A 12,026-nucleotide genomic window follows, 5' to 3' on the forward strand; every position below is an offset into this window, starting at 1 on the left:
AAAATCTAGAATAATTTAGAATAATTAGTATATTTATTCATCAAATGTTCTTGTGATTCTTTAACTATTTTAAATTTTGAATTCTGAACTCTGAATTCTATTGTAAGTCTGCATTTCGACGACGATCGCCACCAAAGCTTCTGGATCGATAGGTTTGGCGATATGACGTTGAAATCCGGCAGCGATCGCTTGCTGCCGATCGAGTTCTCCGGCATAAGCTGTTAAAGCAATAGCGGGAATTTGTTTTCCTTGCTCAAGCCCAAGGGTACGAATTTGTCGCATCAGCATATAGCCATCCATCTCTGGCATCCCAATATCACTGATGATGATGTTGGGAATGGATTGAGCGATCGCTTGCAGCGCCTCAGTCCCAGATCCAACAGCAGTGACGATCGCCCCATCTTGTTCTAAAACAAAAGCGATGAAGTCTCGCGAGTCCGTTTCATCATCGACGACTAAAATCTGAATGCCGTTCAAATTACCCTCCTGAACGGGCGATCGCTCTAAGGTTGGTGCTTGAGTTAACTGAGGTGCAAGTGGAATTTTAACTGTGAATGTCGCTCCTAGTCCAACACCAGGACTGTCTACTGTGACTGTTCCGCCATGCATTTCCACAATTTGGCGCACGATCGCTAATCCCAAGCCAAGTCCGCCAAATTTGCGGGTGGTTGCGCTATCTTCTTGGCGGAAATGCTCAAACACGTAGGGCAGAAAGTCGCCAGTAATTCCTTTTCCAGTATCGGTGATTTGAATTTGGGCATGATTTTCAGTTTGAGATAGGGTAATCGTGACTTGTCCCCTATGATGTGTAAATTTAACGGCATTCGACAGCAGATTCCACACGACTTGCTGCAATCGCCCTGCATCCCCAATTACCAGGCCTAGAATGGGCAAGACAATCGTCTGAATTTGGATTGACTTAGCTTCTGCGGCTAGCCGAACTGTTTCCAGCGCGGCCCAAATCACTGCATTGAGGTCAATGGGTGAGGTTGATAAGCTCATTTTGCCACTCAGAATCCGGGAAATATCCAGCAAGTCATCAATGAGTTGCACCATTAGCTGAGCGTTGCGCTCAATTGTGGCGATCGCAGCATTCGTTTTTTGGGCATCTAGCTTTCCTTGCTGCAACAGTTTTGACCATCCCAGAATTGGATTCATCGGCGTTCTCAGTTCATGGGAAAGAACTGCCAAGAACTCATCTTTAATCCGATTACTTCGATCTAACGCTTCGGCTCGTGCCTGTAGCTCTGCAATTAGACGCGATCGCTCTAAGGCAACAGCTAGTTGATTGGCTACTGTTTGCATGAGGTCGAGTTCGTCAGGCGTAAAGCGATCGCGTTGACGAGTTCCCAGTCCCAAGGTGCCTAAAACGCGTTGGCTTTGCCCGCCGTAGGCATCGCCCACGATTAACGGATGACTAGCATAAGCTCTGATGCCGTTTGAATAATGAACTGGAATAGGAAGTCGATCGGTGGTTGAGAGGGCATTTTCAATGATAGCTGGCTGGCGATGTTGCACCGCATAACCACATACACCCTGCCCTAACTCCAAAAATTTAGCGGATAAAGCAATGTCTTCTGAGATACCCCCATAGGTATTAAGTTCAAGGCGTTGCTGGTCTTCTTGAAACAAGTAATTAAAATAAACTTCCAGTCCCAAATGAGTCGAAATTTTTTCAAACAAACTGGCTAAAAATACCTTGGGATCTTCATTGAGCAACAGATCGTTGGCGACTTCTGCAAGCAGCTTCAACCGTTGGTTGCTTGCTTTCACATTCGCTTCAATTTGCTTGCGATCGGTGATATCGTTAAACAATATCGCTACTTTTCGGCTGTTTGGCTGCCCAATGGGAAACGCATACACGTCGAACCAACGGTGCAGCGCTTCGGCGCGATTCTCAAAGCGATGGGGTTGCCCTGTTAGGACAATTTTACCGTAAATTTCAAACCAATACTTTTCATGATTTGGAGTTAACTCGCTCATCCTTTTGCCTTGTGCGTCGTTGAGTCCCGTTTGTTTCTCGAACGCCGGATTGATTTCCAAAAAGCGATAATCGATGGGCTTACTGTTTGCATCAAATAGCACTTCAATCACACAAAAGCCTTCGTCAATGGACTCAAACAAAGTTCGATAGCGTTCCTCAGATTGGCGCAAAGCATTTTCGGTTTGTTTGCGTTCGGTAATGTCTGCTAATGCTCCAGGAAAAGCAATCGGTCTGCCATCAGCAGCGTATTCAACTCGGCCGCGTGCGGCAAGCCAGCGCTCCTCGCCTCTTGCCGTATAAACGCGGTACTCACTAACATATTCTTCCCCAGTTGCAATCGCCTGGTTAATTGCGGCAACCACTTGTAGGCGGTCTTCTTCGTGCATTGCTTGTACAAACAGTTCAATCGGCAAACCTGTTGTTGCTTCCACAGGGTCAACGCCAAACAAGCGAGCAAAGGCTGCATTCACGATTACTAAATTCTCAGGAATCTTCCACCGCCATGTGTAAATGGCTCCTGCTGCTAAAGCGGACTCCAATTGCACGTGGGTTTCCCGTAAGTCAGCTTCGGCTTGTTTGCGATCGCTAATATCGATGGAAATCCCGATCATGCGTTCCGGATTTCCCGCCTCGTCGTCAATTATATGCCCCCGAACCAGCGCCCAGTGCGTACTGCCATCATCCCAAACAGTGCGATACTCCACCTCATAATTGCTGCTGTTGGTAATCGAATCTAGAATTGCCGCCCGCACCCAAGTTCGATCTTCTGGATGAATTCGCTCCATTAAAACTTTGTGCGAGAAATCAGCATTAATCGGCAGACCATAGTTGACTTTGCACTGGTCAGAAGTAGACAGAACATTGGTCTTAATATCAAGTTGCCAAGAGCCGAGTTTGCTTGTCTCCAGAGCAAGTTTAAGCTGCTGTTCGCTGGCTTGCAGTGTCTGAGCCGCTTGTTTGCGGATATCTATCAGTTTTAAAGTTGACTCAACACGAGCCAGTAGTTCGCAAGCCGAAAACGGTTTGATTAAATAATCATCGGCTCCTGCTGCCAGCCCTTCTACACGAGCCTCTTCACCCGCCCGCGCTGACAGCAGAATCACGGGCAATTCTCTGGTTTGGGGGTCAGCCCGCAGTTGATGTAGCAACTCATACCCACCCAGCCCCGGCATCATCACATCACTGAGAATCAAATCCGGTTGCTGTGCCTGGATTGCAGCCAGAGCCGCCATTCCATCAGCGACTGTCTCAACCTCATACCGTTGACTCAACAATCGCCGTACATAATCGCGCATGTCGGCGTTGTCATCTGCTAAGAGGATACGGGCAGAGGCGGTAGAGGGGAAAAACACTCTATCAAAACTACCTTCTTTCTCTGTATCTCCTCTGCCCCCCTGCCCCTCTGCCCCCCTGCTCCTCTGCCCCTTTACTTCTTCCAAAAGCCAGCGCGAAGCTTCTTCAAGGTATGGCGTGGCGCTGAGTGTGTTTGATGCCAGAGTCCCAGGGGCATTTAACCGTTCTTGTGGTAAATGCGCGCACCCAGTTGGAATAGAAACTGTAAATCGGCTACCCTGTCCTAAGACGCTGGTAACGCTGATAGTACCGCCATGCAACTTCACCAGTTCTTGCACGAGCGATAAGCCAATTCCAGAGCCTTCAAAACTTCGTCCCTGTAACCCTTTGACTTGATAAAACCGTTCAAACAGGCGCGAAATTTCAGCTTCTGGAATGCCACTTCCAGTATCTTCAACGATTAAATTAACAGTATTATGATTTGGCTGCAATCGAACGGCGATGGTTCCCGTCAACGTAAACTTAAAGGCATTCGATAATAAATTAAATACAATTTTCTCCCACATTTGGCGATCGATATAGATTGCTTCTGGCAAGGTCGGACAGTCGATCGCGAACTCCAGACCAGCCTGTTCCATGAGCGAGCAAAACATACTAGCTAGCTCTGTTGTCAATGCGGCTAAGTCAATCGGTTGATATGATGCTTGCATTCGCCCTGCTTCCAGCCGCGAAAAATCAAGCAGCGTGTTGACTAATTTCAGCAACCGGAGTCCGTTGCGCTGCACGAGTTCAAGGCGATCGCGCTGTTGGGGCACTAATGGGGCTTGAGTGTCGAGTAACAAGTCTTCGAGCGGACTCAACATCAGTGTTAAAGGCGTGCGAAACTCATGGGAGATATTGCTGAAAAAAACGGTTTTGGCGCGATCGAGTTCTGACAATGCCTCATTCGCCGCTTGCAGTTGTTCGTTGACCTCTCGTAACTCCTGCGATCTAGCATAAATTTCCATCTCCATTTGGTCGGTGCGAGTCTGGAGTGATTTATTCAACTGACGCTGTTCGTTTCGCTGCTGCTGCACCCGCATAAATTCGGTGACATCTTCGGCTCGATGAATAATGTGCGTCATTTCACCGTTTTCATCAAAGACTGGCGAGTTGGTTGGTGTCCAGTACCGCTCCTCAAAGCCACCGCCTTCTGATTCCGGGCGGCGAATGTCATACTTCTGCACTGCCATTGTCTGAGGCTGGCGATGCTTGAGTACGCTTTCTAACGAGGCACGTAAATTCCGAACTCCAGTAGCATTTGGATCGTCAGGATTGTCTGGAAAAACCTCAAATAAATGACGACCGACGACCTCTTCTCGTTTGGTCTTGGTTGCCCGAAAATAAGCATCACTTCCTGCAACAATCACTAAGTCAAGTGAGTAGACAATATACAATCCTGGTATTGATTCAAACAAGGTTTGAAAATTCAGCATTCCTTCTTTTGAGCGGTATTAACTTCTTGGCTTAAAAAGCTATTGAGACAAACAACAGTCCAATTAAAGGGTAGTGCAAAACCTGAATTTATAGCTTCAACAGTCCAGAGCTTGGGTTTAAGAGGACAGAGGCTTGCAGAAGCAGAATTACGATGAAATCGAGGCACTCACACTCACTATATGGTAAGGGAGTAAGATAATTAAAAGTGATATTACTTGCCTCGATCGCATCAGCCCAAAAGGATATAAGGCATTGCATCCCTAATTTTAATTTAGCAAGTAATTTTGCTTATATACATAAACTTATTAAATAAGATAATCTTATGAATTATGGTAGACTTGCAATCCTTGCAAGTCTATAAACTTATGAGATGACAGATTGTTGGTAAAGTGATGCTTGTGATTGTTCACACCATACAACACACCTTAAAAGGAGTATAGCTATGAATATGAAATTATTTAGGGCGAACGATGGGACTCGAACCCACGAATGGTGGTACCACAAACCACTGCCTTAACCACTTGGCTACGCTCGCCATTCAACAATTTGAATTATAGCAATAATTTGACAAGCGATCAAGAGTTTTTCTTCAAGGAACGGACTTAGTTGATTTAGAGTCTCTGGAGTCTGACAATTACAACGAATTTTACTGGGAAAATATGAAACCATTGACCATCATTGCGTATACTGGAGCAGCAGTAGGACTTGCCGCCTTGGGTGTGACAATGGCGAAAACCAATCCCAGTCAAGTTGAATATGAAGAATATGCAGTTCAACGGCTGACAAAATACTTAAAAACCGATGTATGTAATAAAACTACGAATATTCTTGAAAATTTAATTCGTTTTAATTGTGATAAGTTAGTTGACTCGGCTAACCCACAAATCCAAAAAATTATTGCCAAGACTACAGAAAGGCAAGATTTCTTGATTTTTAGCATTTACCGTACAGATTTAAAAATAAACTCTTGGATACCTTCGTACAAATTTGAAACGGTAGGAGCTTTCGATCAATTTTATACTTACACTGCCGAAGAACAATAAGATAAGGAGTAGGGGAGAATATAAAAGTGATTAAGAATACTTCTATTTAGTAATTAATAATAGTTTCAATAATTACCAGAGTACTTAAATTATCCCTAGCTTAATCTTAAATAAGAATAGTAACTAAGAATTCAATTTACCGATGTCATCTGCCTATCTACTACTATCTCACGGAAGCCGCGACCCGCGCCCAGAAATTGCTATGCAGCAACTAGCTAGGCTGATATGTCAGAAATTGTCAAGCGAACATTTGGTTGGCATCGCTGCTTTAGAAATGAGTTCTCAGCCTTTACACGAGCAGATTCAACAATTTGCTAAAAGCGCTTTTGGCGATTGCCCACAGTCTCAAAATGAAAATCGCCTCAAAATTGTACCGCTATTTCTACTGCCGGGAGTGCATGTGATGACAGACATTCCTGCCGAAGTAGCACTCGCCCAACAGGCTGCTGGTCAAGATACGATCGTTGAGTTGCAACCATATTTAGGCTCTCACCCCAATTTAGAGAAATTGCTGGCAAAACAAATAGCTGCTATAAAAGCAGAAGCATGGATTCTCTTAGCTCATGGTAGTCGTCGCCCAGGTTCCAAAGAAACTGTGGAAGCAATGGCGGCGAGTTTGGGAGCCGTGACTGCTTATTGGGCTGGGCCTCCTAGTTTAGAATCACGGGTGAAAGAATTGGTGGATGCTGGTTATCGGGAAATTGCAATTCTGCCATACTTTTTATTCCCTGGTGGAATAACCGATGCGATCGCCACCTCAATAGAGGAACTAAAATTACAATTTTCTGCGGTGAATTTCCAATTGGCCAAGCCATTGGGAGCAAGTGCAGAATTAGCCGAGCTAATTTGGGATTTAACACAGAGATGAACCGCACAGAAAAACAGGATAACAAGTATTTGGGAAAGGTTTATTTAGTAGGTGCAGGCCCAGGAGATCCAGGATTAATTACCCTGAAGGCGAAAGGTTTATTGGAATGTGCAGATGTAGTCATCTATGATGCCTTAGTGAGTCCGGCAATTTTAGCAATGATTAATCCCCAAGCCGAGCAAATTAATGCTGGTAAACGCAGGGGAAAACATTCGCTGTTCCAGTCAGAAACAACTCAATTGCTGATTGATAAAGCGCAGGATAATGCAATTGTAGTGCGGCTAAAGGGTGGCGATCCGTTTATCTTTGGTCGCGGTGGCGAAGAAATGGAAGAATTAGTCAAAGCTGGAATATCAACGGAAGTTGTGCCAGGTATCACTTCGGGAATTGCAGCAGCAGCATACTCAGGTATTCCTTTGACGCATCGGCTTTATAGTTCGTCAGTCACATTTGTAACTGGTCATGAAGCGGCGGGTAAGTATAGACCGCAAGTAAATTGGAGTGCGATCGCTCGCGGTTCCGAAACCATTGTAATTTATATGGGAATTCACAATCTGCCTTATATTGTGGAAGAATTAATTGCAGCTGGGTTGAATTTAGAAACGCCGATTGCTTTGGTGCGCTGGGGTACGCGCCCAGAACAAGAAGAATTAATTGGGACATTGGAAACAATAGTCACACAGGTAGAGGAAACTGGATTTGGTGCGCCTGCGATCGCAGTTATTGGACAAGTAGTAAAGATGCACAGTATTTTATCTGGTTGTCGTCCAGTTTGAGCGTTAGCGCAAAGTTTGCTGTTTCGTATTCTCCGATAACTTTAGTGTACGATCGATAAGGTTATTCGGTTCTGGTGGGAGTCAGCTACCAGAGGTAACGGGGAAAGTTCGGTGCAAATCCGGCGCTGTCCCGCAACTGTGAACCAATTTGAGATTAAAGAAAATCTCAAGTTGAGTGAGTCAGGATGCCCGCCGAAGTAGATTTATCAGTTTCACATATCTGCGAGGTACAGATGACTACTACTGTAAATATTTCCCCAACTAATCCCTTGGAAGTTGCTGAACATACTTTATTTGTTTGCAAAACCTGTGCCAGTGTTTGGCAAAATGGAAAACGCTTAGGTGAAAGTGGTGGTGAAAAACTTTTACACCAACTTCAGCAGCTAGCACAAGATTGGGAGTTACGAGATCGATTCCCAATTCAGGAAGTTGAATGTATGAGTGCTTGTAATCGTTCTTGTGTAGTTGCCTTTAGTGCCAAAGGCAAATTAACATATTTATTTGGTGATTTAGCTGTTGATGGTAGTGCGTCTGCGGTATTGGAATGTGCTAGTCAATATTATGCTAAAGCAGATGGTTTGCTGCCTTGGTCAGAACGTCCAGAAGCAATGAAAAAAGGCATTTTGGCAAAAATTCCACCTTTATCTAAATGATGCGCGTTTTGATTCTGGGTGGGACGGGTGATGCAGCAGAACTAGCTGCCAAAGCTACGACTATCCAAGAGTTAGAAGTAATCACCTCTCTAGCTGGCCGCACCCGCGAACCGTCAGTACCGTTAGGCGATTTACGGGTTGGAGGCTTCGGGGGTGTGGCTGGATTGGCTAGCTATCTGCGAGTCATGGAAATCGACTTATTAATTGATGCAACCCATCCTTTTGCTAGTCAAATTTCTTTTAATGCAGCAGATGCAGCAACGGAAGTTGGAGTACCCCGTTTGATGTTAATCCGTCCGCCTTGGAAAAAAGAAAGTGGCGATCGCTGGATTGAAGTTGACAGCGTTAAAGCCGCAGCAACCGCGCTAGAAAATCAGTCACAGCAGGTATTTTTGACAGTTGGTAGGCAAGAACTCGCTGTTTTTGCTCATTTAGAGAAAATTTGGTTTTTGATGCGGATGATTGACCCTCCTGGCGAAGATGCTTTAGTACCGCCGGGGATGGTATTGTGCGATCGCGGGCCTTTTACCCTCAATAATGAAAGAAAAATTCTGATTGAGAATGACATTGATACCATCGTCAGCAAAAATAGCGGTGGCGATGCCACAAAGCCCAAGATAATTGCCGCGCGAGAACTGGGCGTAAAGGTTGTGATGGTAAATCGTCCACCTGTACCGCCAGGGGAACAGGTTAGTAATGTTGATGCTGCTTTGGCGTGGCTATGCAATCGCTGTTAGGAAATAGCCAAGATTGATAATGCTATCTTTCCTTCCGTATAATACACGGGAGCCTTCTACAAGATCCGCGATCGCAGTAACGACTTCCATGAAAAATCTAGCTTTATCTGCCATAGCCCTCGTCACCACATCTGGATTAGTTTTCGGGACAATGCCAGCTGCTTCTGCTTTAAATTGGAATTGGAATTATTCTGGTACTGGCATAGAGGCAAATGGTACTTTCACCACTAATGACACCCCTAACGATTTGGGTTTTTACTCAATTACTGGAATTACTGGTACGCGAAATGGTGAAACAATTACTGGTTTGCAACCCGCTGGAACTCCAATCCCAGGAAACGAACCTTTTAATGTTGATAATTTAATTAGTCTTAATACTCAGCAGTTAACAGGTGATGGTTTTGGATATTCCACTTCTGGAGGAAACTATTCTAGTCCATTTTTTGCGAGTTTTTTGCCGACACCAGGTTATTTAGAGGTATTTTCTGTGCCGCCAATTGTACCAGGTTTTGAAAATTTAGGATTAGAAGATAGTGAGTTACCTATTAGTTTTTCTGCAACCATAGTCACTGTTTCTGAACCCACTTCTATCCTTAGCCTGCTCATTCTAGGTACTCTTGTTGGCGCACCTTCATTACTCAAAGGCCACAATCTATCCAAAATTACTCAGAAGAAGCTTGAAAAAGTTTCCTAAAACCATCAATAACAATTCAAAATTGTACCCTTACAGGGATCTTGCTACGCGTTTATATGGCGGGCAAGACTTCGGCGTGAGCGCTCAGTCGAACGCTGCCCACCCCACAATATTGGATAATTTTTTCTTGGAGTTCCCTTAACAATACAAGCCGATGTATTAACAATGCAAGGTATGGTCAAATTTAATTCGCGATGAATTAATGAAATACTGTACTAGGTGTTGACGTTCGGTCTTAAACTCTTGATTTTGCAATAAAACTTGCAATCTCTCTATAGGCTCTTGGAGACATACAGATTAAAGTAATATAGCAACGGTAGTATCATTGCATCCAAATGATACCGTAATTTTGTCTAGATATAGAATTCTATCGCCCTGTTGACGATAGATTATTTCTAAAAGGAGTTTGCTGCAATGTCCACAACACCAACTACTCGATTAATTTTAGAGACTTTACTCCCCCATCTCAAAGTAGCAGCAGCCTATGCCCATTTTCTACAACCAAAAATTGCTGCACTTCCTGCTAAAGAAGAAGCAAATAACTTTTTTAGTGCCGCTCTTACTGATGCAGATGTGGCTATTCAAAATTTAGTAGAAGTAGTATTACTAGGAACTTTTCCAGATATTCGCTTTTATGGTGAAGAATATGAAAGTTCTAATAATACCAAATATTTTCGCGCTATCGAACTTGGTTCAGAAGGTGATTACTTAGTAACACTTGACCCGATTGATGGTACGAAGTTTTATATGGATGGACATTCTAATTACCAAATTATTCTCAGTATTCTAAATGCGGATGACTTTGAAGCAGTAATTGCCATTTCTCCTGCCCAAAACGTTTATTTTTACGCCCTTCGAGGTGAAGGTGCTTTTAAAGGCACGCTAGACATGAATTTAGAAGCCTGTGCCCCATTAGATATAACATCCGCCAAACCTGCTATTTTATTGGGATGGGGAATGAATGCGATCGCACATTTACTAAAAAATCAATATCAAGTAATCGATATAGCGAATGATTACTCTAGTGATATTCAAATTCCCAATCTTAATGGTATTCTCAGTGGCGATTTGAGTGGAGCAGTGATTAAATCGGGCAAATTTCTTGATAGTGCTGCACTTGCTTTTATTGCAAAAGAGGCTGGCTGGATTGTAACTACTGTGGACGGTTCGACTTTACCGCCACTGCATACTTGTAAAAACTATAGTCTGCCTGGATTGATCGTAGCTGCCTCAAAATCTGTTTATCAAGATTTATTAGAAGCAATGCAAAGTGTAGCTGTTTAAAGTAAAAGCAACTAGATACTGTCTTCTACGACTCATATTTTTTTTGACAAAATGAAAATCTGTATTGTTGGCGCGGGTGCGATTGGTGGATATTTAGGGGCAAAACTGGCACTTGCAGGTGAAACAGTGACGCTGATTGCGCGTGGTTCTCATTTGGAAGCAATTCAAAAAAATGGGCTGAAGTTACTGATGGCAGACGGTTCTGGCCAAATTGTTACTCCGATCGCAACTAGTGATATTCAGTCAGCAGGGGCGCAAGATGTAGTAATTTTAACTGTTAAGGCTCATAGTGTAGCTGCGATCGCCCCTTTTCTCCCTGCACTCTACGATGCTCACACAATGGTGGTGACAGCCCAAAATGGCGTTCCTTGGTGGTACTTTCGTCAGCATGGCGGTGAATATGAAGGTACGCGAATTAAATCTGTCGATCCAGATGGGATTATTGAAACTAATATCGGTGCTGAACGCGCTATCGGTTGTGTTGTTTACCCGGCAACTGAGATAATTGAACCAGGTGTAATTAAACATATTGAAGGCGATCGCTTTACTCTGGGTGAAATCGACGGCACTAAAACCGAACGCATCCAATTATTAGCACAAACTTTAAAACAAGCAGGATTCAAAGCCCCAATCCGCAATCAAATTCGCACAGAAATTTGGATCAAGTTGTGGGGAAATGTGGCATTTAATCCGATCAGTGCCTTAACTGGTGCGACTCTAGAGGATATTTGCCGCTATCCCCTCACCCGCGAACTAGCGCGGCAAATGATGAGTGAAACCCAAGCGATCGCCGAAAACTTGGGTATAAAGTTTGGCATCACTTTAGAACAGCGAATTAATGGCGCAGAAAATGTTGGTGCCCATAAAACCTCAATGTTACAAGATATCGAAGCCGGACGCACTACGGAGATAGACGCGATCGTTGGCGCGGTGGCAGAATTGGGAAAACTTACTCAAATTCCCACACCTTCTATTGATGCGATTTATGCCAGCGTTAAGTTGCTGGAGGCGACTAAAGTCAGAATTTGACAGTCCCGAAGTTTTCATGGGATTAAGGGACTGACTTTACCATGCATTAATTAGGGCTTGTAAGCCGATGCAATGGCATAACAAGCTGATGCAATGGCATAACAAGTCGATGTAATGGCATAACAAGTCGATGCAATGGCATAACAAGTCGATGCAATGGCATAACAAGTCGATGCAATGGCATAACAA

Annotated in this window: 9 protein-coding genes, 1 tRNA gene and 1 riboswitch; of the genes, 8 read left to right on the forward strand and 2 right to left on the reverse strand. The window is 44.0% G+C overall.

Features of this window, described 5'->3' with window-relative positions; genetic code table 11:
- Window positions 1–69: 69 nt before the first annotated feature.
- Both RM368_RS29310 and RM368_RS29315 read right to left on the reverse strand, forming a co-directional pair.
- Window positions 70–4,752 carry an ATP-binding protein gene (locus tag RM368_RS29310; RefSeq protein WP_322697314.1) on the reverse strand — a complete coding sequence of 1,561 codons (4,683 nt, stop codon included), beginning with the start codon at window positions 4,750–4,752 and terminating at the stop codon, window positions 70–72.
- A gap of 463 nt (window positions 4,753–5,215) precedes the next feature.
- Window positions 5,216–5,288: transfer RNA gene (locus tag RM368_RS29315), tRNA-His, on the reverse strand.
- Window positions 5,289–5,412: 124 nt separating this feature from the next.
- Here RM368_RS29315 and RM368_RS29320 point away from each other — a divergent pair.
- The 8 genes from RM368_RS29320 to RM368_RS29355 all read left to right on the forward strand — a co-directional run bounded on the left by RM368_RS29320 (window position 5,413) and on the right by RM368_RS29355 (window position 11,837).
- Window positions 5,413–5,796 carry a DUF4359 domain-containing protein gene (locus RM368_RS29320; protein WP_322697315.1) on the forward strand — a complete coding sequence of 128 codons (384 nt, stop codon included), beginning with the start codon at window positions 5,413–5,415 and terminating at the stop codon, window positions 5,794–5,796.
- Window positions 5,797–5,938: 142 nt separating this feature from the next.
- A complete protein-coding gene (locus RM368_RS29325) occupies window positions 5,939–6,664 on the forward strand; it encodes a sirohydrochlorin chelatase (RefSeq protein WP_322697316.1) in 726 nt (241 codons plus the stop codon).
- Entirely contained in the window at window positions 6,661–7,440 is a 780-nt protein-coding gene (gene cobA, locus RM368_RS29330) for a uroporphyrinogen-III C-methyltransferase (protein WP_322697317.1), read from the forward strand. The genes RM368_RS29325 and cobA overlap by 4 nt, the downstream gene beginning before the upstream one ends.
- A gap of 49 nt (window positions 7,441–7,489) precedes the next feature.
- A riboswitch (cobalamin riboswitch) is annotated at window positions 7,490–7,652 on the forward strand.
- Window positions 7,653–7,673: 21 nt separating this feature from the next.
- Window positions 7,674–8,093, forward strand: a complete 420-nt coding sequence (locus tag RM368_RS29335; RefSeq protein WP_322697318.1) for a DUF1636 family protein — start codon at window positions 7,674–7,676, stop codon at window positions 8,091–8,093.
- Window positions 8,093–8,830: a cobalt-precorrin-6A reductase gene (locus RM368_RS29340; protein ID WP_322697329.1), complete on the forward strand. Its 738-nt coding sequence runs from the start codon at window positions 8,093–8,095 to the stop codon at window positions 8,828–8,830. The genes RM368_RS29335 and RM368_RS29340 overlap by 1 nt, the downstream gene beginning before the upstream one ends.
- Window positions 8,831–8,849: 19 nt before the next feature.
- Window positions 8,850–9,524 (forward strand): PEP-CTERM sorting domain-containing protein, encoded by a 675-nt coding sequence (locus tag RM368_RS29345; RefSeq protein WP_322697319.1) that lies wholly within the window; start codon window positions 8,850–8,852, stop codon window positions 9,522–9,524.
- A 414-nt stretch (window positions 9,525–9,938) separates the two neighbouring features.
- Entirely contained in the window at window positions 9,939–10,808 is an 870-nt protein-coding gene (locus RM368_RS29350; RefSeq protein WP_322697320.1) for an inositol monophosphatase family protein, read from the forward strand.
- A gap of 51 nt (window positions 10,809–10,859) precedes the next feature.
- Window positions 10,860–11,837 carry a 2-dehydropantoate 2-reductase gene (locus RM368_RS29355; RefSeq protein WP_322697321.1) on the forward strand — a complete coding sequence of 326 codons (978 nt, stop codon included), beginning with the start codon at window positions 10,860–10,862 and terminating at the stop codon, window positions 11,835–11,837.
- Window positions 11,838–12,026: the final 189 nt, after the last annotated feature.

It is taken from the genome of Nostoc sp. DedSLP03 (genome assembly GCF_034530815.1).
GTDB lineage: Bacteria > Cyanobacteriota > Cyanobacteriia > Cyanobacteriales > Nostocaceae > Nostoc.

Coding starts and splice junctions, on each gene's coding strand:
- RM368_RS29310 (WP_322697314.1), bottom strand. CDS start 4,752: ATGCTGAATTTTCAAACCTTGTTTGAATCAATACCAGGATTGTATATT.
- RM368_RS29320 (WP_322697315.1), top strand. CDS start 5,413: ATGAAACCATTGACCATCATTGCGTATACTGGAGCAGCAGTAGGACTT.
- RM368_RS29325 (WP_322697316.1), top strand. CDS start 5,939: ATGTCATCTGCCTATCTACTACTATCTCACGGAAGCCGCGACCCGCGC.
- cobA (WP_322697317.1), top strand. CDS start 6,661: ATGAACCGCACAGAAAAACAGGATAACAAGTATTTGGGAAAGGTTTAT.
- RM368_RS29335 (WP_322697318.1), top strand. CDS start 7,674: ATGACTACTACTGTAAATATTTCCCCAACTAATCCCTTGGAAGTTGCT.
- RM368_RS29340 (WP_322697329.1), top strand. CDS start 8,093: ATGCGCGTTTTGATTCTGGGTGGGACGGGTGATGCAGCAGAACTAGCT.
- RM368_RS29345 (WP_322697319.1), top strand. CDS start 8,850: ATGCTATCTTTCCTTCCGTATAATACACGGGAGCCTTCTACAAGATCC.
- RM368_RS29350 (WP_322697320.1), top strand. CDS start 9,939: ATGTCCACAACACCAACTACTCGATTAATTTTAGAGACTTTACTCCCC.
- RM368_RS29355 (WP_322697321.1), top strand. CDS start 10,860: ATGAAAATCTGTATTGTTGGCGCGGGTGCGATTGGTGGATATTTAGGG.